This is a genomic window from Candidatus Nitrosoglobus terrae (assembly GCF_002356115.1).
Classification (GTDB): Bacteria; Pseudomonadota; Gammaproteobacteria; order Nitrosococcales; family Nitrosococcaceae; genus Nitrosoglobus; species Nitrosoglobus terrae.
Genome location: NZ_AP014836.1, coordinates 1,429,366 through 1,454,683, shown reverse-complemented (window position 1 = coordinate 1,454,683; position 25,318 = coordinate 1,429,366). Strand labels below are relative to the sequence as shown.

Sequence of the window (25,318 nt, the reverse complement as noted above, 5' to 3'; positions counted from 1 at the left end):
ATCGAAAAAGCGAGTAATGGTTTTTCTTAAATCTTTTTTATAGTTGATAGATCACTTTTACCCTATCTATCTGAAACCTTCTTCAAAAGGTTGATAGATCGGCCTTATAATTAAGCTTCTCTATATGCTCTTTGTAAGTATCCCTACGAGTAGGTAAGGCTCAATTCCAGACGTAATGGTGAGTACTGAATTCCTTGACTAGCTGCCGATATTGGGTAAGAAGGACGGGGTAAAATCGCTGTTTGTAGGCTTTCATAACCTTGATGTAATTCAAACACACATGAGCAAGCACTATTTGGTAGCTGAAGCATATCCAGATGCCATAAAAAATGTTTCTTGTGTTTGTAGATAAACAGTTACTCTTTTAAATATCCTTTAAAAATAAAAAAATTAAAGTGAGCCAAAGCCTAGATTTGATGAAGAGGGGATGAAAATATCGTAAAATAGACCTAAACTTAAGTTAGATGCTAAATTATCGATGTTATAAGCGAAGTTAACTAATTGGACTGAGGATAATTTGAATATTAAGCTTTCTATAATAGTTGGTAGTATTATCGCTATCATCGTTTTGGGGGTGGCGGTGAGAAGCTTCATTTCTACTAGCCCCACACCTATCAAGCTTAAAGATAGCCATTGCGATGCGGATACCCTGAATGCTACCTTAACTTATTGGGAAGGTAAGGATTTGTTAATTAGAGATCAGATACCTGCCCACTGTGTGGATCAGGCGCAGCAGATACGCTATGTAGGGGTACCGGAGAAAGGCGGATATTGGGTAAAGGCTGAAGATTACGCTGAGAGGCAAAAAGCTTGGGAACAGCATCGAAAGTAAAGTTACTTTATTTAATAGCTATTAAAATTTTGCTGCAGAGGATCTACTTCGCGAGGGGTATATAATTTTTTATAAACACTACTAAAAAAGGCTATGAATAAAAAAATATCCCTAGGCCCACGTATCTATAATCTGTTTCCTTTATTAGTAGGCTCAGTGGCAGACTGGGAAAAATGCCTTCCTAAGATTGCTGCCATGAAGTTTAATTGGATATATCTAAACCCTATTCAAGCGTCTGGATTTTCAGGGAGTTTGTATTCAATTAAAGATTATTATCAACTACGTCCTTTATTTCAGGGAAATAATCGGGAGAGGCCAGATAAATTACTACAGGAGTTTGTTCAAAAATCTGAGCAGCAGAATTTATCTGTAATGATGGATTTAGTTATCAATCATACAGCCAAGGATTCGCCACTGGTTTCTCAGCACCCTCAATGGTATTACCATGAAACAGATGGCTCAGTACGTTCTCCTTTTGTAGTGGATCCAAGTGATTCAAATAAAATAACGGTTTGGGGGGATTTAGCTGAAATTAATTATCAATCAAACCCGGAACGAGAGAATCTTTTGAGCTATTGGAAAAAACTCTTAGCACATTATATCCAGCTGGGATTTCATGGGTTTCGATGTGATGCGGCCTATAAGATTCCAGGGGACGTGTGGGCAGAGCTTATCGAATTTGCTCGGCAGATTAATCCGGAAATTCGTTTTTTTGCTGAAACTCTAGGTGCTCCTTTGAATCAAATTGATCAGCTTCGTTCAGTAGGGTTTGATTATTTTTTTAATAGCGCTAAATGGTGGGATTTTCGTGGAAGCTGGTTGCTGGATCAGTATGAACAGTTTCGGCATATTGCTCCCTCGATTGCTTTTCCAGAAAGCCATGATACAGAGCGTTTAGCCGCTAAAGAAGGGAACGAAGAGCAGCGCTCCCGTTTGTGGTATTTATTTACTGCTTTTTTTTCAACGGGAGTGATGATACCTATTGGTTATGAATATGGTTTTCGTCGTCCGCTCCATGTGGTTAAAACTAGACCTGAAGATTGGGAACCATCTTTATTTGATTTAAGTACTTTTATTGCTCAGGTTAATACTATGAAAGCTGAGACACCAGTACTTAACGAGGAGGGTCCTCAAAGGTGTTTTACGCGGCCAGAATCTCCATTAGTAGGGCTATTACGCCATGGTGAACAAGGATCTACTTGCGCAGTAGGGCTAATAAATACGGATACTGAAAAAGCTCATGATTTTGAACTGGCTCATTTAGCAGAAGTGATGGGGATTTCTGTCGGAGCTATTAAGGAAATTACACCCCAAATCTCAGCAGAGACTCCTAAAACTCAGGTAACCCCTTATAGTATGCGGGTATTCCTCAGCTGAAGTTTGGGGTAAAGAGATAATTATCTATTTATCATGTAGGGTAGGAGTAAGCCAGCTTCTGCCACTACGAGTAATTAAAATCCCAGCTGAATCTGGCCCCCAAGACCCAGCGCTGTAATTGGGGAAATTAACACCGGGGTTGGATTCCCAAACATCTAGTACCGGCATTAATAAACGCCAAGCGGCCTCTAACTGGTCAGCCCGAGTGAATAAGGTTGCATCGCCTCGCATAATATCCCAAAGTAAGGTTTCATAGGCAGTAGGCGAGGGAAGGCTGAAAGTCTCCTTATAGCTAAAACGCATTTCTACCGGACGCAAGATTAAATGCTGGCCTGGCTGTTTAGCTAGGAACTTAAGGACGATTCCTTCCTCGGGCTGCAACCTGATAATCAGCCGGGCGGGTTGGGCATTAAGCCCAGCTGAAGCTGGAAAAGCCTGATGGGGAACATCTCGGAATCGAATAGAAATCTCTGAGACTTTCATCGGCATGCGTTTACCCGTACGTAGATAGAAGGGTACGCCTTGCCAGCGCCAATTATCTACGTGTAGCTCTAGGGCACAATAGGTTTCGATATTGGAATCAGGAGAAACTCCTTCCTCTTCACGATAGCCAAGTACTTTAATTCCTTCAACCCATCCTGGTCCGTATTGACCTCGAGCAGCATAGCGTTGTACTTCATTTTCCAGAATAGGCCGCAAGGCGTGCATGACGTCCATTTTACGATTGCGTACATCATCAGCATCAAAGGTAACAGGTGGCTCCATAGCCACTAAAAATAATAGCTGAAGTAAGTGATTTTGTACCATATCCCGCAGCGTTCCAGCCCGCTCATAGTAGCTAGCGCGATGTTCTACCCCTAGGGTTTCAGCTACAGTAATAACGATGCTGTCAATGTAGCCTTGGTTCCAGATAGGCTCAAAAATGGGGTTGGCAAAGCGTAGCGCAAGGATATTTTGCACAGTCTCTTTACCAAGGAAATGGTCAATCCGATAGATTTGCTGTTCGTGGAAATGGGCACTTAGGGTCTCATTGATTTCGTGAAAAGTGACTAAATCTCGGCCTAGAGGTTTTTCTAAAATAATTCTGGTTTCCGATCGCTCTTTACCCAGTCCTGCCACGCCTAGGGCTTTAGCGATGCTGGCAAACAAGAAGGGAGGGGTGGCGAGATAAAATACTTTTTCAGCCAGCTGATCCCAAGCCCTATCCTGTTCTGCTAGTATTTCTGCTAGCTGGGTATAATAGTTTTGATCAGTGATATCTCCTTGGTAGTAATGAATCAATTGAACAAAAGATTGCCAAGTTTGCTCATTGGGGATGCCATAGCGGGAGTATTGTTTGATAGCTTCCCGATAGTGATCAGCTAGGGATTGCTGCTTGTAATCCTGGCGGTCGACGCCAATAAGCATAAATTTTTCGGGTAAGTGCTTGTTGACATAAAGATCAAATATTGCTGGGACGATGAGCCGCCAAGAAAGATCACCTCCAGCACCAAAAAGAACAAGAACAGTAGGCTGGTGTAGTAGCTGTTGATTAGGATCCATGGCTAATTACTCCGCTGAATCCCAATGTATATGAAAACTCCCTTCTCGGTCAGTGCGTTCAAAGGTATGGGCACCAAAATAGTCCCGCTGTGCCTGCAGTAGATTGGCAGGTAGCTGGGCGCTACGGTAAGTATCATAGTAGCCAAGCGCACTCATGAATCCAGGGGCAGGAATCCCCCAAGTGGCAGCAGTGCAGACTATCTTACGAAGACTAGTGTGAGTATGGGTAATAGCAGTGCCATAATGAGTATCAAGAATAGGGTTGATTAGATTCGGCTTGCTTCGGTAGGCATCACGCAAATTTTGTAGCAGTTGAGAACGAATAATACAGCCTCCACGCCAGATAGTAGCGACAGTCTCTAAATTAAGCCCATAGTTATAGTGATGGCTAGCTACTTGTAATAAATGCATGCCTTGTGCGTAAGTCAGTAGCATCGCCCCATGGAGTGCATTGCCTAATTGCGTAAGGAAAGCATCAGGCGTTTCTCTATCAAGGGAAATGGGGTTTCGAGGGCCCTCTAATTGCTGGCTAGCCTGCTTGCGCTGGGCTTTTTCATCTGAAAGTACTCGCTGAGTAACGGCCACATCAATGGTAGGGGTAGGGGCTAGGATCAGGCTTTCTTGGGAAGTCCATAATCCTGTACCTTTTTGGTGGGCAGTGTCAAGGATTTTACCCAATAGGTAGCCGTCCCCTAGAGGATCTTTTTGAATCATAATATCTGCAGTGATTTCTAGCAGAAACCCACCCATGGGACCTTCAGCCCAATCTTTGTAAATTTGGTGCATTTTCTCTGGACTAAAGCCCAAACCACGATACATGAGATCGTAGCTTTCTGTAATAAGCTGCATTAACCCGTATTCAATGCCGTTGTGAACCATTTTTACGTAGTGGCCTGCGGATTTTTTCCCAAGCCAGCCCACACAGGGTTCGTCTTTTACCTTAGCTGCAGCGGCTTCTAATAAAGGCTGAAGGCGTTTCCAAGCTTCAGTATCACCCCCGGGCATTAAACTCGGCCCGTGTCGAGCGCCGCTCTCACCACCAGAAACCCCCATTCCCATAAAATGGATATTTTTTCTTGCCAGTGCTTCAATTCGGCGATCAGTATCATGAAAATAGGAGTTCCCGCCATCAATTAGGACATCACCTTGTTCAAGATAAGGAGAAAGAGCGTCGATCACCGCATCTACTGGGGCACCAGCAGGAACCAAGGTGATAATAGCCCGTGGCCGACGTAAGGCTGCCATAAATTGAGCTAGATCGCTGTAGGCTCTAACCCGTTCAGGATCTGAGAGTTGCTCCTCTGCTGCGCTAGTTAAAAGATTTCCTTTAGTAGCATCACGATCATAGCCAATGACTGTAAATCCATGTTCGGCAATATTGAGGCCTAAATTAGCACCCATAACGCCAAGGCCGATAATACCAATGTCCGCTAGTGTTTGTTTTTTTGGATCGGTCATAGTTTCCCCTAACGTTAATTATAGTAGGCTATTAAAAAAGTATTTCACATGATGGTTAGTCAAGGATAAATTTAAAGTTTAGTCAAGGGAATCTTGAAAATTAATTTGCAGGTGTTGGCTTTTAGTATAGTAAAACTAACGAGAAAATACGGGTTTGTGGGTAGGTAATAAGACTTCATGTATGGAAAACCTTTGTTTTATGAGCATTGTTGCTTAAATCCTAGAATAACCGTAAGCTTTTATTTAATGCGCCGTAAAACCTCATCATTCAGGATATAACAGGTATGGGTAAGAGGGAATAAGCATGGTTGGAGATATGGAATCAACGCAGTTAGCCGTTATTGGCGGAGGGCCAGGAGGGTATGCTGCCGCCTTTCTAGCGGCCGATCTGGGTCTAGAAGTTACTTTGATTGACTTAGAACCTAACCCTGGTGGTGTTTGTCTTTATCGAGGTTGTATTCCATCAAAGGCTTTGTTACACGTAGCAAAAGTCATCAATGAAGCGAGGGAAGCTGATGCTTGGGGGGTCAGTTTTTCCAATCCAAGAATAGATCTAAGTAAGGTTAGAGCGTGGAAAGACCAGGTGATAGGTAAGCTTACAGGCGGACTAGGTCAGTTATCTCGGCAGCGAAAAATTTCCTATATTCAAGGGCAAGCAGGATTTATTGACTCTAGAACCTTGCAGCTTAAAAAACAGGGTGGTGAAATCCAGTTAAAGTTTCAAAACGCTATCTTAGCAACAGGTTCCTATCCAGCTGTATTGCCTAACATTTCTCTAGATAGTCCACGTTTATTGGATTCAACTTCAGCTTTGGAAATACAAGATATCCCTAAAAGCTTACTGGTTATCGGTGGTGGTTATATTGGTTTGGAGATGGCCACTGTCTACGCGAGCTTAGGATCTCAAGTGACTGTAGTGGAGATGAGTGAAGGTTTACTCCCTGGTGTAGATCGGGATTTAGTTTCAGTGCTTTCCAAACGGATAGAAAGGATTTTACATCAGTTATTGTTGAATACTAAAGTGGTTGACCTTAAGGAGGAAGCTAATGGTATCCGAGTGCGTTTGGAGGGAGCGGAGGAAAAAGAGGCGCTATTTGAAAAAGTATTAATTGCAATAGGACGTAAACCTAATTCAGCTATTCATGGAATTGAACATACTCAGATATCTGTCAATGAGCGGGGTTTTATCCAAGTTGATCATCAACGGAGAACTACAGATCCAGCAATTTTTGCTATCGGTGATGTCGCTGGAGCGCCTATGTTAGCGCATAAAGCGAGTCATGAAGGCCGGGTTGCGGCTGAGGTGATTGCTGGGCGCCGGGTTTTCTTTGAGCCTCAAGCTATTCCGGCGGTCATATTTACTGATCCGGAGATCGCTTGGTGTGGACTCACTGAAACGGAAGCTAAACAGCAAGGACAAGATATTCAGGTGATCCGCTTTCCTTGGGCGGCTTCTGGCCGAGCGATGACTTTACATCGTGCTGATGGGGTAACGAAGCTTATTATTGATTCACAGACAGAGCGGGTGCTTGGAGCTGGAATTGTCGGAGCTGGAGCTGGAGAGCTGATTGCCGAGCTGGTACTTGCGATAGAGATGGCAGCAGTGGTTTCAGATATTAAGCTGAGTATTCATCCCCATCCAACGCTATCAGAGACAGTAATGGAGGCTGCGGAGGTCTTTTTCGGTCAAAGTACTCATCTTTATCGTCCTGCTAGGAAATAGGATTATTTATCTAAAAAATAAATAGGGGTAAAAAAATGAACGGACAGTATCGAGCAGGTAATATCCAAACTGAGTATCTGAATAATAAAGGTATACAGTTTGATTTATTTGAGTTGGTTAATGATGGATTTAACGGTATTTGGCAGTTTTGCGGCCATTTTACGGCACCAACGGGTACGCCAGAGGGGGATCTCGTTGGTTTTGCCTTAGGGCAGATAGAGTCCTTAGAATTTGAGCGAGAAGTAGATGATGGGAATTTTTATATTTAGAATGACGGGTTTCTATGATATTGGATCTAAGAGGGTATTATTTTATTAATAACAAATAGTTACTGAAGTTTTGGCTGAAAAATGATAACTAAAAAACCACGATCTAGCGCTAATAAGCTGGATAATATTGTAGCTGAAGCCCAAAAAAACCGAGCAAAGCGCGAGCAAGGCTATCGGGACAAAGCACTTCGGATGTATCCTTGGGTTTGTGGGCGCTGTACTCGGGAATTTACCCAAGCAACCGTGCATGAGTTAACAGTTCACCATCGGGATCATAACCATGATAATAACCCAGCTGATGGAAGTAATTGGGAATTGCTTTGTTTATATTGTCATGATAACGAGCATGCTCGATTTATGACTGGAGAAGGGATTACCTCTGTCAGTGAGGAAGATCACGGGGCTACCCATAATCCGTTTGCAGTCTTAGCGGAATTAGTGAAAAGCAAGAAGGATTAAATAAACGCTTTTATTTCTGCTGGTAAGCTATAAGTTTAAACAAGATGCCGATAGCAAAGAGAAGTACAGCCATCCTAATGTACACTGCGCTGGGGAATTGATAAATCAAAGCTAAGCACAATAATACTCCCAGATAGGGGTTAGCTGCTGGAGCAGTAAAACGATCAGTTAATCTACCCTCTCGCTGGCGGATACGGATCAGGCTTAAATGCACGCATAGAAAGATACTAACTAATAAGAATCCTGTGGTCTGTGCTAAGAGCGTAACTCCCCCAGTAATTACCCAGATTAATGTTAAGAGTACAGTCACTAGAATGCTTAACCCAGGGGTATGACGATGAGGGTGAATCCAAGCTAAAGGTTGGGGTAACAGACCTTGTCGTGCCATACCATACATCAGACGTGAGGCCATGATACTGTTAGCAAGGGCAGTATTTGAAATAGCGATAATAGCAATTAGGGCGAATACCCAAGCCGGTATGGATAACCCTGCAAGCTCCAATACGGATAATAGAGGCCGATCTGAAGCTCCTGCCGCTTCTGGAGTCATCGTCAACTGCACAGCGATGATCACTAGCAAATAGAGTAGGCTGGTCACTGTAATGGCAATCAAAATGGCGCGGGGTAGATCTTGGGTGGGATTCTTGGCCTCTTCGGCAAGATTGACCATATCTTCAAAACCAATAAAGGCGTAGAAAGCAATAGTTACCCCGGTGATGATTGAGGTTGTATCGCCATCAGGGGTAAGCGCCTCTACCATCTGGGTTGGTGTATGAATTGAAAAGGCGTACTGTAGAGCAACTGTGGTAAAAAATAATAAGCCTGCAAACTCAATAATAGTAAATAAGTTATTGGTAAGCGCAGATTGACGGATACCGATAAAGCTTAGGCTATTAATCGCGGTAATCAATAGCAGGGCGGCAATAATAGTTGGAACATTAGCAAGTACAGAGAGATAACCCTGAAAAGCAAGGGCTGCTGTTGCTGTGGAAGCAATTCCGCTAAATAATACTAGAGCCCCAATGAGAAATGAAATGAAGGGTTGTTTAAAAGCATAGCCACAATAAGCACTAGCTCCAGCGCTGTGGGGGATACGCGCGCCTAGCTCAGCGTAACTTAAGCCAGTAATGAGCGCTAAAATACCGGCAGCCATAAAAGAAACCCAAGCGCTATTACCTGCTACACCAGCGACCTTACCCACTAACGCGTAGATCCCTGCCCCAAGAATATCGCCTATACCATAAAAAATTAGTGTGCCTAGACCAAGGCTTCGAACTAACTTTGCCTCAGCCATAGGTGTTTATGAGGGAATTTAATGTATGCACGTAATTTAGAGATAGATCATACTGAGCCGTGCTTGAAGCAGGCTACTAGTAAGTACTTTAAGTGGGTATTTTGATCAGAAATAGTTTAAAAGCTCGCTTTTCCGCAGCAGCGCTTATATTTTTTTTCGCTTCCACAGGGACAAGGTGCGTTTTTTCCTTTATTAGTGTCTTGATCTACCTTAGCAATGGATTTGACGGTACCGTCTAGATAATACCAGTATCCTTGGCTTCTGTGAAAGCGGCTGATTTCGTGCATTCTATATTGATGGCTCTCTAGTAAGTAATAAGCTTTAAATTCAACGATTCCCTTAACGTCTTTTTCTCCCCCTTTTTTCTTTCCAATGATTTCTAATTGCTTCCACTGAATGGTTTCTTTCAAGAATTCTATTTTTGCGGGTTGTTTCGTTGGATCCCATGTTTTTAAGATATAATTTTGATCTTTAATAGCAAATGCCGTGAAGCGTGAACGCATGAGTGCTTCTGCTGTAGGTGCCGGTTTTTCTCCACAGAGGTAAATGTCGCAGCATTGCTCGAAGGCGATGTTAGTACCACAGATACAGTTTGCTTGTGGGTCTAAATTTGTTTTCACTATTATTAATAAATTCGTTCAAATAAAGAAAGTAATTTTATTTTTTTGTCACCTGATTATGCCAAGTAATCTCTACCAAGCGATTTTGGCGTTCTACCGGGAGTTTTGTGATATTAGAGCAATTATAGCGGTGAATAGTAATCCCTCCTCCATGGGTAAGGTAGCCGATAATTTTATCAGCTGAAATTGGATTACAACAGCGAGCTAGTCGAGATAGTAAGTTATTAACGCCTAGTATTTGAATGGCTGGTTCAACAGGTGGAATTGGAACAGGATGGATACTTGGAGCAGGTAGAGTAGATATGGACGTTTTAGGCAGCTGTTCTCGCATTGCAGCATGGAGCTGGTTAGCGCTGATATCACCACACCCTAGGGCTGCAAGTAAGTTATCTGAGTGATGATGATGGAATCGCTTTAACAGTGGTTTAAAATCTATTTCAGCAAGCCCAACCCGCTGCTGCTCCCGCTCTAGTAAAGCACGACCTCTAGTTATATGTAAGCTATAATCTTGCTGTTTGAACCAGCGCTGAATTTTGGCCCGAGCTATAGAGGTATGTAGATAGCCTAAGCGTGCATTAAGCCAATCTCGACTTGGATTTGCCTCTCGAGTAGTCAGGATTTCTACTTGTTGGCCGCTAGTGAGTGGTTGGGTCAAGGTGGTTATTACCCCATCTACTTTAGCGCCTCGGCAACGATGGCCTACTTGGGTATGAATAGCATAGGCAAAATCTAGAGGTGTTGCCCCTTCTGGTAGATCGATAACTTGGCCCCGGGGGGTAAGTACATAAATTCGATTATGGAAAGCTTTAGATTTAAACTGCTCGATGATATCGTGATTTGCTGAGTTTCCTCCTTTTTGGTCTAGGAAGGCTCTGAGCCAAGCGATACGTTGCTCAAAACCCTTATCTAAGGTAGTTCCTTCTTTATAACGCCAATGAGCAGCAATACCCAGCTCAGACTCCTGATGCATTTGAAAAGAACGAATTTGAACCTCCATCGGCTTTCCTTTTGAGTCGATAACGGCTGTATGTAAAGAGCGATAGCCATTGGGTTTAGGATGAATAATATAATCGTTAAACTCTTTGGAAATGGGTTGCCAGAGGGTATGAACTACGCTTAGCGCAGCATAACAAGTGTTAACATCCTCAACGATTATCCGAAATGCATGTACATCAAATAATTGATGAAAATCTAGGTTTTTAGCCTGCATCTTCTTCCAGATACTGTAGAGATGCTTAGGACGGCCATTAATTTCACCATAAATATTTTCTCGGGCTAAAGCGTTTCTGAGTTGCTCTTTTATTTGAGCAATGTATTGTTCTCGATCGGCTCGTCGCTCATTAAGCGCCTTAGCTAATTTTTTATAAACTTTAGGCTCTAGATAATATAGCGCAAGATCTTCAAGCTCCCATTTAAGTTGCCAAATACCTAGACGGTTAGCGAGCGGAGCAAAGATATCCAATGTTTCTTGGCCTAAAATCTGGCGGGTTATTTCGGCTGCATTTTTAGCGCTACGTAGACGGTAGAGATGATCGGCTAACCCTATTAAGACGACTCGTGGATCTTCTACGATAGCCAATAGCATTTTCCGAAGTTTTTCGGTTTGGGTAGGTGATTTTATGCCACTGTGATAATGCCTAAGTATTCCTAGACGCTCAATACCTTGAAGCAGCTTGGTAATTGTCGATCCTAATGTGTGGGTAATGCTAGCATAGTCAAGCCGCCCGCTTTCTACAGCGGGTAGTAGTAATCCAGCAATTTGAGTTGCGGTATCTACTTCTAAATGAGCTAAGGATTCTATAAGGGCATTGCCCTGCGCTAATAGCGTTTGATTGCCTTCTGTTTTATGTATTAGTAATTGCCTAGCCTCATCTAACTTGAAAGAGATCTGAGGTTGCATATTGTTGAAATGATGCCGTTTTGAGATCATATTTTTGTATAATGTGAGTTACTTGATCTCTTGCCATTGATTTTTTAGCCGCTTAGCTGAGATTGGGTATAAGGTTCCAAGCTCTTGGGCGAACAGGGAAACGCGATATTCCTCAAGCATCCAGCGATAATTTGCCAATGCAGCGCTCGTTTTATCTTCTTTATCTTTATATTGTGTCTCTAGTTTTTGTTGATAATTTAACCATAAGGGTTTGATTTCTGTTTGCCGTTGTTGATCTCGGCTAGGGTTTTCCTCCAATCTGGAAAGTCTTAGCTTTATAGCCTTGAGGTAACGTAGAAAATGCGGTAGTTGTGTCGCGGGGGTCTGATTGATAAAGCCTAGATAAACTAAGTGATTCAACTGTGATCTCATATCGTTAATAGAACCTAGCCATGCCAGAGGAAGATTACTATTAAGCTTTTTACAGATTTGATGGTATTCAGACAAGATCTCCCCTATTAAATGACAAAAGGCATTCGCTGCAGCCAGTAGATTACCGGTGCCTTTTTCTTTACGCGCGGTAAATGCTTCTTTGCTACGAATTGGCAGCTGATCTAGAATGAAAACCCTATCTATTACTCCTTGAAGTAATTCCTCTTTAAAGTGCTCATAAGTGGGTTGAAATGAATGATCTTGCCTCCAAGGTGCAGGAGGAATACGGGCATAGTGTAGATACATTCCTTGAGGATTTGGCAAGTTTTTTCGTAGGCGGCTGATTGTCTGAGGTAGGGATAAAATAAACAAGCGCCGCAACCCTAAGACAGTTATCTCCTGAGCCACCTCAGCCGAATCCATCATGACTAAGGAGACAGAATTTCCTTTATCCTGTAGCCCAGGATAACCAATAAGTTTTAGTCCATGGTGATCTAATTCAATCTGATCGGGTAGAGGACCGAAATCCCACTGCGTGATCCCATCTCGGATGAAATCTTGATTACTTTGTCCCTGAAAGCTACGCTGAGCTCTATCAGCCCATTCCTGTTGTAGCACAATAAGATCCCTACCCATGGCTAGCTCTTTCCCTGCGTCGTCTATGAGGCGAAAATTCATTAATAGATAAGGGGGTAGCGCTGTATCTTGCCAAACGGTAGCAGAGAGCGGTACTCCAGTCATTCCCTGAAGCTGGCGAGCTAATGTTTCTAACAGCGGTCCTTGATCAGGGTGAAGGGCCTGGGTACAAGCTGCAGCAAAATCAGGAGCTGGGATAAAATTACGGCGCAGGGTTTTAGGTAAGGCTTTAATGAGGTGAGTAATTTTTTCCTTTAGCAACCCAGGAACTAGCCACTGAAAGCGGCTAGGTTCAAGCTGATTAAGTATGGCAATGGGAATAGTGAGCGTGAGGCCATCTAAAGGATGATTAGGTTCAAAGTGATAAGAAAGGGCAAGAGGAATGCCTTTTATGAGAAGTTGGTCAGGAAATTGCTCTGTTGTTACGGCTACTGCGCTATGGCGCATCAAATCTTCTCGGCTAAGAAACAGTAGCTGAGGAGATTTTAGTTCAGCTTGTTGGCGCCATTGCTCAAAACTAACCCCATTATAAATAGTTGGCGGAATTAGGTTTTCATAAAATTGGTAAAGGGTTTCCTCATCAACTAATATATCTCGTCGACGGCTTTTATACTCTAGCGTTTCAATTTCTTGCAGTAGCTGCTGGTTATGATGAAAAAAGGGTGCTTGGGTTTCATAATGGCCGTTAGCCAATGCTTGATGAATGAAAATTTCCCGAGATTCTTTTGGATCAATAGGTCCATAGTGAATACGACGCTTGGGAGTAATGATGAGGCCATACAGAGTAACCTGCTCATAAGCCATTACTTGAGCTGGGCGCTTCTCCCAGTGAGGATCAAAATAACTGCGTTTAACTAAATGAGCGGCTAAGGGTTCGATCCACTCTGACTCAATTTTAGCAGCACAGCGAGCGTAAAGCCGCGTGGTTTCTATTAACTCCGCAGCCATGATCCATGGAGGATTTTTTTTAAAAAGTGTAGATCCGGGAAAGATCTGGAATTTAATGTTTCTTGCCCCTAAATAGATCTCTTTCTCTGATTTAAAAGCAATGTTGCTGAGTAGCCCAGAGAGTAGTGCCCGATGAATGGCCTCATATTCAGCAGTTACTTGATTAGAACGAAGACCGAGACTGTTGGCGAGTAGCTGCAGCTGTTGATGGATGTCCTGCCATTCTCGCAGACGTAGATAGGAGAGAAAATGTACCCGACAGTAAATTCGCAGCTTATTTCGCGATAGGTGGGTTCGTTGATGATGGTAATTTTCCCATAATTTTAGATAGGAAAGGAAATCCGATCGTTCATTCTGAAAAAGAGTCTGGGCGTTATCAGCGGCTTGCTGGTTATCTAAGGGGCGTTCACGAGGATCCTGAATACTCAGTGCACTGGCAATAATGAGAATTTCTTTTAGACAATGAAATTCACCGCCTGCAATGACCATCCTAGCAATTCGAGGGTCAATGGGTAATTGCGCTAGCTGCTGACCTATAGAGGTTAGGTTTTGAGTTTTATCCAGTGCACCTATTTCTTCCAATAGTCGTAACCCATCGTTAATCATTTTAATCGGCGGGGGATCAATAAAAGGAAAATTCTGAGGCATCCCTAGTTTTAGGGTTTTCATCTGCAGAATGACTGAAGCTAGGCTGGTTCTTAGGACTTCAGGGTCAGTAAATATAGGGCGGTTTAGAAAATCCTCTTCATCATAAAGCCGGATGCAAACCCCTTTAGCAATGCGGCCACAGCGACCAGAGCGCTGATTAGCGCTGGATTGGGATATTTTTTCAATCAGTAATCGTTGTACTTTACTGCGTACGCTATAGCGGCTTAAGCGGGCTAGTCCTGAGTCCACCACGTAATGAACGCCAGGTACAGTGAGGGAAGTTTCAGCTACATTAGTAGCTAGAATAATGCGTCTTCCCAGATGGGGTTTGAAGATTTTATTTTGCTCTGCAGCGGAAAGCCGAGCATAGAGAGGTAATGTCTCTGTATGGGGAGGGTGATGCTTACGTAATGCTTCGGTGGTTTCGCGAATCTCTCGCTCTCCGGGGAGGAAAACCAGAATATCCCCTGATCCTAAGCGAGATAACTCGTCAACAGCGTCTAAAACAGCCTGTGATAAATCTCGCTCTTGCTGATGACATAGAGGACGGTAACGGATTTCAACTGGGTAGGTGCGACCAGAAATTTCGAGGATAGGGGCTTGATTAAAGTGCTTAGAAAACCGTTCAGTATCGATAGTGGCAGAGGTAATGATAACCTTAAGATCGGATCGTTTTGGGAGTAGCTGTTTTAGATACCCAAGGAGAAAATCAATATTCAGGCTACGCTCGTGGGCTTCGTCAATAATTAGGGTATCGTATTGAGTTAAAAAACGATCTCCTTGAGTTTCAGCCAAGAGGATACCGTCTGTCATTAATTTAATATAGGTATTTGGACTGATACGATCATGAAACCGTACTTTATAGCCCACAATTTGCCCTAGATCGCTGTTAAGCTCTCTTGCAATTTGAGTAGCCACGCTGCGAGCTGCAATTCGGCGTGGCTGAGTATGGCCGATGAGTCCAGTAATACCACGGCCTAGCTCTAAGCATATTTTCGGTAACTGAGTAGTTTTTCCCGATCCGGTCTCACCACAGATAATGACGACTTGGTGATCATGGATTGCCGCTTTAATCTCTGCTCGTCGCTCGATAATAGGTAGTGGTTGATTAAAGATGGGTATGGGTAGTCGTTTTTGACGCTGTTCCCGCTGTACACAAGAATGCTCAATAGCCTGAGCTAAAGCATTTAAGCTTTGAGCTGAATTTTTCTTAGTTAATTGCTGCAAGCGACGTTCCAATGGATATTGATCCCGTTGCATGCAGTAAGGAATTTTTGATGCTAAGGTATGTAGTTGTTGCTGCAAGATAATATAACCAATAAATCTGAAAGCCTAAGTTAACTCTATGATCTTAAGAGAATTTAAGAAAGGGGTTTATTATAAAACTATCAATAAAATCTAAGCATTTAAGAAACTATCTAGATCGCTTAAGCTTAAGATTCTGCAGATTTAAATATTTCTTCCCATAGGTATTATAGGGAGGTATTAATATTTTATCCCTACATACCAAAAGTTATAATTTGGAAAGCCACTTACCCTGATAATACGGGCGATGGGTTTGATCTTATTTAGCTTTAAAGATAAACCCAGCTAAGGTTAGAAAAAATATTCTAAAGGGTTAAAAAATATTGATAATTTAGCCAGCGCTTATTTTACAATAATATTCCATTATATCCACTGGCTATCTAGCTCATATCGGCTTAGACTGATTGACTTAGCCAAGATAACAAATAACCTAATGATTTAGATTAGTATGGGAATAATAGGATTTTACATGGTCAGTATGGATTTTTAGTGAATTAGAAGTGGAAACTAATTATATGAGTAAAAATAAGATAAAAATAATGATTGGCGGCCCTCTCGGTGCACTGGCATGGGTATTTTCAGCTGTGACGACATTACTTATTTTTACTTGGAAATTAGAGCAAGTTGCATTTGCTGTAATAGCCGCGAAAGTTTTTTCGTGGGGAATGTGGGCAGTAGGCGTGATACGCCAGTTGCCTTCTTCTACTACTTCTCTAAAACAGAAACGCTGTAGAAAGAAAAAAAAGATAAAGAAATGGAAAAGGGCTTTCTCTTAGCCTCTTTACCCTGAGGGGTTTTAGCCCAGTGTTTTACTTTATCTTTATAAAATATGATTACTACATAAACGCTTAGAAGTTTTTACTGTAATTATTCTGCTCATAATAACCGCTTTTTTGTTAAGCGGTTATTCTTAATTATATTTCAAACACGGCTAATGGGTGATTAAACCAAGAGCTATTACGCCCCTTGTTACAAAAAGGGATGATAAATATCTCTATCTAGCCCTATCAGTGTATGGATATACATAATTTTAAGTTTATTGATTTATTTTCTGGTATAGGCGGTTTTCATCAAGCGCTTGCAAATCAAGGGGGAAAGTGTGCGATGGCTTGCGACTGGAATGATAAATCAAGGGAAACCTATGAAGTAAATTATTCTCTGACTCCTCTCGGAGATATTCAGCAAATTACGGCTGCTCAGCTACCAGATTACGATGTACTTTGTGCCGGATTCCCTTGCCAGCCTTTTTCAATAGCGGGTGTCTCTAAAAAAAATTCATTAGGAAAAAAGCACGGCTTTGAAGATAAGATACAGGGCAATATGTTTTTTGAGATTATTCGGATTGCTCAGATGAAGCGGTCCAAAATAATGTTTCTTGAAAATGTTAAGCACTTAAAATCTCACGATAAGGGCAATACATGGAAAGTTATCTACAATACGTTATTGGAGAATGATTACGTAGTATTTTTTAAGGTGGTAGACGGTAGTTATTATGTACCCCAAAAACGACAGCGTGTTTTTATGGTCTGCTTTGATAGAAAGGTATTTCCTAATATTAAATTTGATTTTCCTGAATACCCCGCTAAGCGCAAGCTTGAGCTACAAGATGTGATTGAGAAGCACGTTGATAATAAATATACGCTATCAGATAAACTTTGGTCATATTTGCAGCAGCATAAGGAAAATAGCGCTAAGAAGGGTAACGGTTTTGGTTATGGTTTAATTGATCCGAAAAATGATATGTGGACCAGAACCATGAGCGCCCGTTACTACAAGGACGGATCAGAGATATTGATTTATCAAGGGGTCAATAAAAATCCGCGTAGACTGACTCCCAATGAAGCCAGAAAGCTCTTTGGGTATCCTGATGATTTCGTGATACCGGTGTCAGATACGCAAGCTTATAGGCAATTTGGCAATAGCGTCATTGTTCCGGCAATAGCCCATACTGCTGAACAAATAATAAAAACCATAAAAGAATATAAATTAGGCGGGGCAAAGATAGTGGAAGATAAAGGGTTTGTGGCAAGTAAACAGCTCACTCTATTTGGCGAGGGCGCTGTTATATGCTAAATACTGATGAATTAAAAACTTTAGAAGAAATAAAGGCATAAATACTATATGCCTCCCGTACTTGTAAGGTTAGATCAGCTGATGATTGAAAAAGGCCCTAAAGAAGCGATGTCCTTCTTGCACGCTTCTATATTGGACGCTAGAGAAGCGGTAATGGATATTATCTGCGCTAGAAGGGATACTTGGGGTTATTCGAGATGTTTCTTAAGCGAGTAAAACAGTAGTAGGTGCCGTTTTCTCAAATTCGATTGTGTATTTGTTCATTAAAGCCAAAGAAGCAGGGCTAATAAAAGAAAACGTATTTATTACCACTAAGCTGAGCAAGTTTAAAAAGTTAGTTGCGATCCATGTTGATGGAGAAACCCAAAAGCCAGATATGGATTTGGTGCTATATGGGGTGGGTAAGGATGATGCAATTAAAGACCTGATGATAATTTCGTTGAAAACTTCTTTGAGAGAACGGGCAGGTCAAACGTATAAATGGAAACTGTTACTTGAGATTGCCACTTCTGATAATCCAATAAAAACTAAGTACAATATTAACTATCCTCTCAATAAGATCCCCATAGTATGTTTCGCAACCATTAATTTTTATAACGAAATAAACAACCCGCAGCATAGAGGTATGTTCAAATTTTTCGATAAATCATTTATTGGGAAGCCCATCAAAGCAGATTTTATAGATAATTTGTCTAGTCTTATAGATTTTGCGAATAATAAACTTAGCTAGCTAGATTCAGTACGAGATCTTTAAATTCAATTTTTCTTTTTTTCTTTGAAGGAAAGGTCTGTTAGGCCCTAGCGAGGATAGCTTCATAAGCTAGGGCCTGATTCAGTTAGTTAGACTTTAAGGAGTTTGAAACTATCGAGCCGGTGATGGGCAGCCTTCCATCTGATAAATATAGTGCCCATGCTGTTTAATATGCTCCTGTACATGAGGCTTAGCGGTCTCACTATGACAATAACGACAGGACTCCTGTCGTATATCTTTCGCTTGAATACCGATACTTTCAAGCCATTTTTTGGCGTGCTGCTGTGCTATCTCTTCTGGTTTTCCTGTAGGAAGGAAGACATCAAAATGAAGCCGCTTATTATCTGTGGTGGTTACATAAGTATCGTATACATCAATTTGCATAAAAACCTCCTTTTTGGATAGAAAATAATCTTAAGACGGGTAGGCAGTTCTGTTTAAATTATCTACTATTTAGCAATGCTGGTGTAAGTGAATAGTTATTTTCTTCGGTAGAAATCTTTAGAGATTGTCTGATATAGTTATATAAAAAAATATCATAATAAATAATTTTTTATTCTTTTACATTATAAAAAGCATCTGTTATTTTTTAGTGGTACTTTTTTATAATTCTTAATTATCATCATTAAATTGAGTTAGGAACAGGGACTGCTAAGAGGCTGGCTTTAACATTGTCATGGGAAACGATTTATTTAGTGTTCAAAATAGTCCTCTTACTGCAGAACAGGCAGAAATTCTAAACCGGCTGATCTCAGCGCTTTCTACGGAACAACTTACATGGGTAAGTGGTTATCTTGCTGGTTTTAATGCAGCAGCCAGCTCTACAGCATCAGCAGCACAATTAGCAATAGCAACTACAAGTGTTGATGCTACGCAAGCAATTACTATCTTATTTGGCTCTCAAACTGGAAATGCTGAAAAATTAGGAGAGAAATTACACCAGCAGCTTTCAAAAGCCGGTTTTGCGCCTAGCTTACAAAGCATGGGAAGCTATAAGAGTCGGCAGCTAAAACGGGAAAATTATCTTTTTATTATTGTCAGTACCCATGGAGAAGGAGATCCACCAGATAATGCTGAGGTATTTTATGAGTTTCTTCATAGTAAAAAAGCGCCTAAACTAGAAGGCTTGCAATTTTCCGTTTTAGCCCTTGGAGATAGTAGTTATGAGCATTTTTGCAAGACGGGCCGGGATTTTGATATCTGCCTAGATACTTTAGGTGGTCGGCGGTTTTTTGAGCGTGTGGATTGTGATGTGGATTATGATGATGTTGCTGAGGCTTGGGTTACCGGAATCGTGGAAGCCCTTGCTAAAGAATTTAGCAGCTCCGCTACGGTGATCTCTGGTGCGAGGGTATTAGATCAGGCCGAGAGCGCTCATTATTCTAGAAAAAACCCTTTTCCAGCCAGTTTACTAGAAAATCTTAAAATTACCGGGCGAGGCTCTAGTAAGGATGTTCGGCATATTGAGTTATCAATAGAAGGTTCATCGCTTTCTTTTGAACCTGGGGATTCCTTGGGAATTGTCCCGAGTAATTGCCCGGAATTAGTTGCAGAATTTATAGACGCGGTAAAACTTGATTCTAAATCAGTTATTTCAGATGCTAAAGGAGAAACTCAGACTTTAGAGAATGCTTTATTCCATGATTATGAAATCACGACAATTACCCGACCATTCTTAGAGAAATATGCGGCGCTTACTGAGTCTAAAGAACTTAGTAAGTTATTAGAAGAAGAGAATCGGGCTCAGCTTCGGGATTTTCTCTATGGCCGAGAGATTATTGATGTTATCTATGGGTATCCTTTGCTTGGAATTACCGCTGGGCAGTTAGTGGGGTTGCTGCGGAAGCTCCCCCCAAGACTTTACTCTATTGCTTCTAGCTATAAAGCCAGCGCTGATGAAGTTCACTTGACGGTAGCTGTAGTTCGCTATCAAAGCCATGAGCGCCTTCGCAAAGGGGTTGCCACTACCTTTTTAGCAGAACGGGTGCCTGAAGATGAAGCAGTACCTATTTATGTGGATAGTAATAAAAATTTTCGCCTGCCAAAAGATCCTAATACCCCTATCATTATGGTAGGCCCGGGAACGGGAGTAGCGCCTTTTCGCGCTTTTTTAGAAGAGCGGGAAGTCACTGAAGCTTATGGTAAAAATTGGCTATTTTTTGGAGATAGATGTTTTCATACTGATTTTCTCTACCAGCAGGAATGGCTTGATTATCGCAAAAACGGTTTGCTAACCAGAATTGATGTGGCTTTTTCGCGAGATGGAGCGAAAAAAACCTATGTTCAGCATCGAATGCTTGAAAATAGCCGAGAACTTTATGCATGGTTAGAGGAGGGTGCCTATTTTTATGTATGTGGAGATGCTGAACGTATGGCGCCAGATGTGCACGAAACGTTATTGACTATTGTTGAAAAGGAAGGAGGGGTTTCTCGCGATAAAGCCATTGAGTATATGAGAGATTTACAGCAAGGCAGGCGCTATCAACGGGATGTATATTGACGAGGTAAGGGCGATGACTCATAACTTGCAGCAAAAAAGCAAACTTAGCGCAGAAGAAAAACTCAAGGAAGGAAGTCGGTATCTGCGAGGAACGATTAAAGAAAGTTTAGCTGATCCAGTGACCGGATCTGTCACCGGAGATGACGCTAAGCTGCTTAAATTCCATGGTACTTACCAGCAGGATGATAGAGATCTGCGCACAGAACGGATGCGGCAAAAATTGGAGCCAGCTTATTCATTTATGGTGCGTGTTCGGATGCCTGGGGGCGTTTGTACGCCAACGCAATGGTTACAACTCGATGAGTTAGCGCTTAAATATGCTAATAACTCTTTGCGTATTACTACTCGGCAGACTTTTCAGTTCCATAGCGTTGTTAAGCGCCATTTGAAATCTACTATTGCCGGGATTAATCAAGCGCTACTCAGTACTATCGCTGCCTGTGGTGATGTTAACCGTAATGTGGTTTGCCACAATAATCCTTATCTTTCACCTCTTCATGGAGAAGTGTATGAGTGGGCAAAACGGTTAAGTGATCATTTTTTGCCCAAAACTCATGCCTATCATGAGATCTGGATGGATAAAGAACAGGTAGTAGGCACTTTCCCTGAGAAGGAGGAACCCCTGTATGGTGAAACTTACCTGCCTCGTAAGTTTAAAATAGGTATTGCCCTTCCTCCCAGCAATGATATTGATGTTTTTTCTCAAGATCTTGGGCTGATTGCCATTGCTAAAAATGAGCGCCTTGAAGGATTTAATGTTTGTGTTGGAGGTGGAATGGGGATGACTCATAGCGAGCCGATCACCTACCCACGCTTAGGAGATATCATCGGCTTTTGTACCCCTGATCAGTTATTAGAAATTGCTGAAAATGTAGTTAAGATTCAGCGTGATTTTGGTAATCGTTCGGATCGTAAGCAGGCAAGGCTGAAATATACAATTGATAGCCGTAGTATTGATTGGTTTAAAGCGGAGTTGGCGCAGCGATTAGGCTGGGCTTTATTGCCTGCTCATCCGTTTTATTTTGAGCGTAATAGCGATTCTTTTGGTTGGGTTCAGGATACCAGAGGATACTGGCATCTGACACTTTGCTTATTAAGTGGCCGTATTAGAGATATACCTGATCAGCCTTTAATGACCGGCCTGCGAGAGATCGCTAAAATCCATCGAGGGGATTTTCGGCTCACGACCAACCAGAACTTAACTATTGCTAATATTTTTAAAGCAGATAAACCTCGCATTGAGGCCCTACTAGAGCAACACTGTGTTCCTACGCCTGATCAGTTTAGTGCCGTATGGCGAGATGCAGTCTCCTGCGTAGCATTACCTACCTGTGGTTTGGCTATGGCTGAAAGTGAGCGCATGTTACCAGAGTTTCTCACGCGACTAGAGGCAGTCATGGCGAAGGTAGGGCTTGCTAATGATTCGATCACGGTTCGTGTTACTGGTTGCCCAAATGGTTGTGCCCGTCCCTATATAAGCGAAATTGCTTTGGTGGGTAAATCATTAGGCCATTATAATCTTTATTTAGGAGCCGGTTTTGCGGGTGAACGTCTGAATAAGTTATATCGAGAGTCCCTCACAGAAGATGACATTATTACTGTACTAACGCCTATCTTGGCTCACTATGCCCAAGATCGGCAAAAAGGTGAGCATTTTGGAGATTTTGTAATTCGGGCGGGTTATGTTGATGAGGTTAAGGCTGGACGAGAATTCCATAGTATTCGGCCGGAAAAAACAGTGCAAATCGCTTAATCTGCTATTTGATAACAGATGAAGCCCTTCCATTTACGAATTGCCAAGGGTATTGATTCAGATTCATAGCCATAACCATTACAAACTTATGCGCTTGGTTGGATCGGCCATTATGAATCAGGCTCCTACTGTTACAGCGATACTTATACTCTAATGTTAAGAGAAATACCCTACAACTGATGATAGCTTGCTTTATCGTTCCCTGATCGCATAAAGCCGTAGTGGCGATTAGCTATACGCTCATGGACGATAGCAACCTTCCGCTTTTGCCTAGCGCTCTTGGCAGAGCCTTTTTTCCATCCAAAACATCAAGCTACCTAATGCTCCTATGGATGAGGAATTCCGTAAATTTGTTAAACAAGACAAGATCAGTAGCATAGCAATAATTTTAGGCTATATTTTTAAGGCTAGTATCTAGAGATAACTAATAGGAAATAATCTAACGGAGGAAAACATCATGATACTATCCATTAGCGATATCATACCAATTTCACCCAAGAATCTACGATGGACAATGGACTTACACTTTGATGACTGGATGTGCAGGAGAAAAACTTATCCCCATAAATGGGGAACGGAAAAGAGAACTGGGATGCCTATGAGATCTCTTTGGGCTGCTGCGCTTGCAGTTGCTGCTGGCTTGCTCCCGGCCATCGCCTTTGCTGTGCCGATGCTGTTCAAGGCGGACTTTACGCCACTCAACAGCTCCGGTGTTCAAGGCTCTGCATTACTTACCTTGGATGGTAATGAGCTCACGGTGAAAATCAATGCGACTGGCTTGGAGCCCAATGAGATCCATCCACAGCACATCCATGGGTTCTTCGACGTAAACGGCAAGATTATAAAGTCGACTACCCCCACGTTGGCTCAGGATGATACGAATCACGATGGTTACATTGAGATGGCCGAGGGGGCGATAGCTTATGGTCCCATTATGATCCCGCTGACCTCGCCACCGGGTGGGGCATTGGCGAACTTCCCCACTGCATCATCCACCGGTACCATTAACTTTATGCAAACTTATGACCTCAATGATCCCAAGACCTTCGCGGATAGTTTCACCAAGGCGGATCTTATGCCGTTGAACTTCCGTGAGATCGCGCTGCACGGCATGACAGTACCCTCAAGTATAGCGAAGGTCGATGGAATAACGGGTAGTGGCCCTATGGTGTACGATCCGCTGCTACCAATCGCTGCGGGCGAGATCGTGGCGGTAAACTCAGTACCCGAGCCCACGAGCATTGCGCTGCTGGTAATTGGACTTGCGGCGCTACTGAGCTATACGCTTGTTGTTGGCTCACCAGAGGGGCTATCACGCACCGAGGGGCTAGCCTAGAGTCTTTAGCGCCTTCGCTGCTCGTTGATCACTGTCAGCACGAATGAATTCTCCCATCTAGTCTAATTTGTCTGCTTCCGGTAAAGAAGCAGGCAGTTCGCAATAACAGGTTGGGCCGCATCCTAGGTACCACGGGTTGCGGCTCAGCTCAGTTAGGCTTAAGTTTCAGCGTGATTTTACTTTGGCAACTGCTCTGATCTGAGTATTGCGCACCACAGAGTTGGGTAACTAAACTGGCAGAAAAACTTAAAAAGCGTAAAGTCAAAGTGGTAGCTCTGAGTGTTGATAAAGGTACGTGCGGTTATCCCCTAGCATAGGGCGCAATTTTGATGAAATCCTACGAGTAATAGATTCGTTGCAATTAACAGATGATTATAGTGTGGTGATGCCTGTAAATAGGGAAGATGGTGATGATTGCGTGTTCTCTCCATTAATTAAAGATCCGGAAGTTCTTAAAAAGAAATTCCCCAAGGGCTACAAGGAAACCAAGCCCTACTTGCTACGGATGACCTTGCGGCCTAATAAAGTAAGTAATCAATACGGCTGAAAGGCAAATGCCTGCTTTTTAGGATACCTTACTCGCTGATAAACGCCGGGTAGCTAGGTTCATTCCAGCTTACTTAGCTATTTATCATGTTTCATCCTCCTCCTTTCGGTGGATTGCATTTTAGCCGTTTACCTTTAGTAAGCGCTTGTTGGTAGAGCTCCATTGCCTCAGGTAAGTGCCGCTCTAGGTTCTTGATGCGGTTTTGATTTGATGGATGGGTTGATAGAAATTCAGAAGGAGCCGAGTGTTCTACTTGAGTCATATTTTGCCAGAGTACAATGCTCTGGGATGGATCAAAGCCGGCTTCAGCCATATAGCGTAAACCCAGTAGATCAGCCTCACTTTCATCGGCACGACTGAAAGGGAGAGTAATACCCACTTGAGCACCTACTCCTAATAAAGCCATGAGCTGATTTTCAGCAGCACCCCCAGCGCCTCTTGTAAGAACTTGGATAAGCTCTAGCCCTGTTTGTGTTGCATACTGAGTTGATAGGCGCGCGTTACCATGCTGGGCAATCACGTGGCCCAGCTCATGGCCAATGACGGCAGCCAGCTGATCCGCATTCTTAGCTACTTTGAGAATACCCGTATAAACCCCAATATTTCCCCCAGGTAGCGCAAAAGCGTTAACGGTTTGATCCTGTTGAAAGACGGTCACCTGCCACTGATCCCCGCTGGGGGGTGCGGGTATTACCGCTGTTAAAGCATTAACGATGCATTGCACGTATTGATTAACGCCTTGATCTTCCGAGATTGGGGTTTCTTGTTTAATCTTTGCATAAGAAGTATTTCCCATCTCAGCCATTTGTTTAGTCGGAAATAGAGCAAGTTGATGGCGGCCAGTGGGCGAAACTGTACACCCTATCACCAAGAATAAGCCGGTCAAGTTTGCAAGAATAATTTTAATGGTCTTACGCGCCATATTTATCTTTGATCTCATAGTGG

General features: G+C 42.5%; 24 protein-coding genes. 13 read left to right on the top strand and 11 right to left on the bottom strand.

From position 1 onward, the window contains the following. Positions 1-143 precede the first annotated feature (143 nt). Positions 144-278: a hypothetical protein gene (locus TAO_RS10090; protein WP_269459388.1), complete on the bottom strand. Its 135-nt coding sequence runs from the start codon at positions 276-278 to the stop codon at positions 144-146. A 239-nt stretch (positions 279-517) separates the two neighbouring features. On the opposite strand from TAO_RS10090, the gene TAO_RS06815 reads away from it, so the two are divergent. Beyond that, on the top strand, positions 518-832 hold the full coding sequence (locus TAO_RS06815) for a TrbM/KikA/MpfK family conjugal transfer protein (protein ID WP_096527206.1): 315 nt from the start codon (positions 518-520) through the stop codon (positions 830-832). A 93-nt stretch (positions 833-925) separates the two neighbouring features. After that, on the top strand, positions 926-2,209 hold the full coding sequence (locus TAO_RS06810; protein WP_096527205.1) for an alpha-amylase family glycosyl hydrolase: 1,284 nt from the start codon (positions 926-928) through the stop codon (positions 2,207-2,209). A 24-nt stretch (positions 2,210-2,233) separates the two neighbouring features. On the opposite strand, the gene zwf is transcribed toward TAO_RS06810, so the two are convergent. Both zwf and gndA read right to left on the bottom strand, forming a co-directional pair. Next, positions 2,234-3,751: a glucose-6-phosphate dehydrogenase gene (zwf, locus tag TAO_RS06805; protein ID WP_096527204.1), complete on the bottom strand. Its 1,518-nt coding sequence runs from the start codon at positions 3,749-3,751 to the stop codon at positions 2,234-2,236. Positions 3,752-3,757: 6 nt separating this feature from the next. After that, positions 3,758-5,209, bottom strand: a complete 1,452-nt coding sequence (gene gndA / locus TAO_RS06800; protein WP_096527203.1) for an NADP-dependent phosphogluconate dehydrogenase — start codon at positions 5,207-5,209, stop codon at positions 3,758-3,760. 304 nt (positions 5,210-5,513) lie between these two features. On the opposite strand from gndA, the gene lpdA reads away from it, so the two are divergent. The 3 genes from lpdA (at position 5,514) to TAO_RS06785 (ending at position 7,660) form a co-directional block, all read left to right on the top strand. Next, entirely contained in the window at positions 5,514-6,932 is a 1,419-nt protein-coding gene (gene lpdA / locus TAO_RS06795; RefSeq protein WP_096527202.1) for a dihydrolipoyl dehydrogenase, read from the top strand. Between the two features lie 35 nt (positions 6,933-6,967). Beyond that, entirely contained in the window at positions 6,968-7,201 is a 234-nt protein-coding gene (locus TAO_RS06790; RefSeq protein WP_096527201.1) for a hypothetical protein, read from the top strand. A gap of 81 nt (positions 7,202-7,282) precedes the next feature. After that, complete coding sequence (locus tag TAO_RS06785; RefSeq protein ID WP_096527200.1) at positions 7,283-7,660, top strand: YajD family HNH nuclease; 378 nt, start codon at positions 7,283-7,285, stop codon at positions 7,658-7,660. Between the two features lie 10 nt (positions 7,661-7,670). Here TAO_RS06785 and TAO_RS06780 read toward each other — a convergent pair whose 3' ends face one another. From TAO_RS06780 to hrpA, 4 genes are all read right to left on the bottom strand, one after another. After that, the gene (locus TAO_RS06780) at positions 7,671-8,954 is read right to left on the bottom strand and encodes an APC family permease (protein WP_096527199.1); all 1,284 of its coding nucleotides are present in this window, start codon (positions 8,952-8,954) and stop codon (positions 7,671-7,673) included. A 116-nt stretch (positions 8,955-9,070) separates the two neighbouring features. Beyond that, a complete protein-coding gene (locus TAO_RS06775) occupies positions 9,071-9,574 on the bottom strand; it encodes a YchJ family protein (RefSeq protein ID WP_231910616.1) in 504 nt (167 codons plus the stop codon). A gap of 37 nt (positions 9,575-9,611) precedes the next feature. Continuing rightward, positions 9,612-11,504 carry a RelA/SpoT family protein gene (locus TAO_RS06770; protein ID WP_096527197.1) on the bottom strand — a complete coding sequence of 631 codons (1,893 nt, stop codon included), beginning with the start codon at positions 11,502-11,504 and terminating at the stop codon, positions 9,612-9,614. Positions 11,505-11,522: 18 nt separating this feature from the next. Then, the gene (hrpA, locus tag TAO_RS06765) at positions 11,523-15,413 is read right to left on the bottom strand and encodes an ATP-dependent RNA helicase HrpA (RefSeq protein ID WP_269459387.1); all 3,891 of its coding nucleotides are present in this window, start codon (positions 15,411-15,413) and stop codon (positions 11,523-11,525) included. A gap of 515 nt (positions 15,414-15,928) precedes the next feature. Here hrpA and TAO_RS06760 point away from each other — a divergent pair. The 4 genes from TAO_RS06760 (at position 15,929) to TAO_RS06750 (ending at position 18,216) form a co-directional block, all read left to right on the top strand. Next, on the top strand, positions 15,929-16,189 hold the full coding sequence (locus TAO_RS06760) for a hypothetical protein (protein ID WP_096527195.1): 261 nt from the start codon (positions 15,929-15,931) through the stop codon (positions 16,187-16,189). 238 nt (positions 16,190-16,427) lie between these two features. Beyond that, positions 16,428-17,486 carry a DNA (cytosine-5-)-methyltransferase gene (gene dcm, locus TAO_RS06755; protein WP_096527194.1) on the top strand — a complete coding sequence of 353 codons (1,059 nt, stop codon included), beginning with the start codon at positions 16,428-16,430 and terminating at the stop codon, positions 17,484-17,486. 48 nt (positions 17,487-17,534) lie between these two features. Further along, positions 17,535-17,702, top strand: coding sequence for a hypothetical protein (locus tag TAO_RS09675; RefSeq protein WP_172419081.1), 168 nt, complete (start codon positions 17,535-17,537; stop codon positions 17,700-17,702). Between the two features lie 40 nt (positions 17,703-17,742). Beyond that, on the top strand, positions 17,743-18,216 hold the full coding sequence (locus TAO_RS06750; protein ID WP_145955151.1) for a BsaWI family type II restriction enzyme: 474 nt from the start codon (positions 17,743-17,745) through the stop codon (positions 18,214-18,216). A 132-nt stretch (positions 18,217-18,348) separates the two neighbouring features. Here TAO_RS06750 and TAO_RS06745 read toward each other — a convergent pair whose 3' ends face one another. Then, positions 18,349-18,621, bottom strand: a complete 273-nt coding sequence (locus TAO_RS06745) for a DUF2024 family protein (RefSeq protein WP_096527193.1) — start codon at positions 18,619-18,621, stop codon at positions 18,349-18,351. Between the two features lie 292 nt (positions 18,622-18,913). Between TAO_RS06745 and TAO_RS06740 the strand changes: the two genes are divergently transcribed. Together TAO_RS06740 and TAO_RS06735 are read left to right on the top strand one after the other, a co-directional pair. Next, positions 18,914-20,737 (top strand): assimilatory sulfite reductase (NADPH) flavoprotein subunit, encoded by a 1,824-nt coding sequence (locus tag TAO_RS06740; protein WP_096527192.1) that lies wholly within the window; start codon positions 18,914-18,916, stop codon positions 20,735-20,737. Positions 20,738-20,750: 13 nt separating this feature from the next. Beyond that, on the top strand, positions 20,751-22,490 hold the full coding sequence (locus tag TAO_RS06735; protein ID WP_096527191.1) for an NADPH-dependent assimilatory sulfite reductase hemoprotein subunit: 1,740 nt from the start codon (positions 20,751-20,753) through the stop codon (positions 22,488-22,490). Between the two features lie 520 nt (positions 22,491-23,010). Here the strand turns inward: TAO_RS06735 and TAO_RS09670 are convergent. Together TAO_RS09670 and TAO_RS09665 are read right to left on the bottom strand one after the other, a co-directional pair. After that, positions 23,011-23,208 (bottom strand): hypothetical protein, encoded by a 198-nt coding sequence (locus TAO_RS09670; protein ID WP_172419080.1) that lies wholly within the window; start codon positions 23,206-23,208, stop codon positions 23,011-23,013. A 9-nt stretch (positions 23,209-23,217) separates the two neighbouring features. After that, on the bottom strand, positions 23,218-23,376 hold the full coding sequence (locus TAO_RS09665) for a hypothetical protein (protein WP_172419079.1): 159 nt from the start codon (positions 23,374-23,376) through the stop codon (positions 23,218-23,220). A gap of 225 nt (positions 23,377-23,601) precedes the next feature. Here TAO_RS09665 and TAO_RS09660 point away from each other — a divergent pair, with 225 nt between their 5' ends. Next, the gene (locus tag TAO_RS09660; protein WP_172419078.1) at positions 23,602-23,826 is read left to right on the top strand and encodes a PEP-CTERM sorting domain-containing protein; all 225 of its coding nucleotides are present in this window, start codon (positions 23,602-23,604) and stop codon (positions 23,824-23,826) included. Positions 23,827-24,121: 295 nt separating this feature from the next. Next, entirely contained in the window at positions 24,122-24,373 is a 252-nt protein-coding gene (locus TAO_RS06725; RefSeq protein WP_456297764.1) for a hypothetical protein, read from the top strand. Between the two features lie 91 nt (positions 24,374-24,464). On the opposite strand, the gene TAO_RS06720 is transcribed toward TAO_RS06725, so the two are convergent. Beyond that, the gene (locus tag TAO_RS06720; RefSeq protein WP_096527189.1) at positions 24,465-25,313 is read right to left on the bottom strand and encodes a M48 family metallopeptidase; all 849 of its coding nucleotides are present in this window, start codon (positions 25,311-25,313) and stop codon (positions 24,465-24,467) included. Positions 25,314-25,318 lie beyond the last annotated feature (5 nt).

Bases quoted from the DNA above. Each gene is read 5' to 3' on its own strand.
- zwf (WP_096527204.1), bottom strand. From the start codon at position 3,751: ATGGATCCTAATCAACAGCTACTACACCAGCCTACTGTTCTTGTTCTT.
- lpdA (WP_096527202.1), top strand. From the start codon at position 5,514: ATGGTTGGAGATATGGAATCAACGCAGTTAGCCGTTATTGGCGGAGGG.
- TAO_RS06780 (WP_096527199.1), bottom strand. From the start codon at position 8,954: ATGGCTGAGGCAAAGTTAGTTCGAAGCCTTGGTCTAGGCACACTAATT.
- TAO_RS09660 (WP_172419078.1), top strand. From the start codon at position 23,602: ATGACAGTACCCTCAAGTATAGCGAAGGTCGATGGAATAACGGGTAGT.
- TAO_RS06770 (WP_096527197.1), bottom strand. From the start codon at position 11,504: ATGATCTCAAAACGGCATCATTTCAACAATATGCAACCTCAGATCTCT.
- TAO_RS06740 (WP_096527192.1), top strand. From the start codon at position 18,914: ATGGGAAACGATTTATTTAGTGTTCAAAATAGTCCTCTTACTGCAGAA.
- TAO_RS06745 (WP_096527193.1), bottom strand. From the start codon at position 18,621: ATGCAAATTGATGTATACGATACTTATGTAACCACCACAGATAATAAG.
- TAO_RS06810 (WP_096527205.1), top strand. From the start codon at position 926: ATGAATAAAAAAATATCCCTAGGCCCACGTATCTATAATCTGTTTCCT.
- TAO_RS06760 (WP_096527195.1), top strand. From the start codon at position 15,929: ATGAGTAAAAATAAGATAAAAATAATGATTGGCGGCCCTCTCGGTGCA.
- TAO_RS09675 (WP_172419081.1), top strand. From the start codon at position 17,535: ATGCCTCCCGTACTTGTAAGGTTAGATCAGCTGATGATTGAAAAAGGC.
- TAO_RS06785 (WP_096527200.1), top strand. From the start codon at position 7,283: ATGATAACTAAAAAACCACGATCTAGCGCTAATAAGCTGGATAATATT.
- TAO_RS06720 (WP_096527189.1), bottom strand. From the start codon at position 25,313: ATGAGATCAAAGATAAATATGGCGCGTAAGACCATTAAAATTATTCTT.
- dcm (WP_096527194.1), top strand. From the start codon at position 16,428: ATGGATATACATAATTTTAAGTTTATTGATTTATTTTCTGGTATAGGC.
- TAO_RS06735 (WP_096527191.1), top strand. From the start codon at position 20,751: ATGACTCATAACTTGCAGCAAAAAAGCAAACTTAGCGCAGAAGAAAAA.
- TAO_RS06790 (WP_096527201.1), top strand. From the start codon at position 6,968: ATGAACGGACAGTATCGAGCAGGTAATATCCAAACTGAGTATCTGAAT.
- gndA (WP_096527203.1), bottom strand. From the start codon at position 5,209: ATGACCGATCCAAAAAAACAAACACTAGCGGACATTGGTATTATCGGC.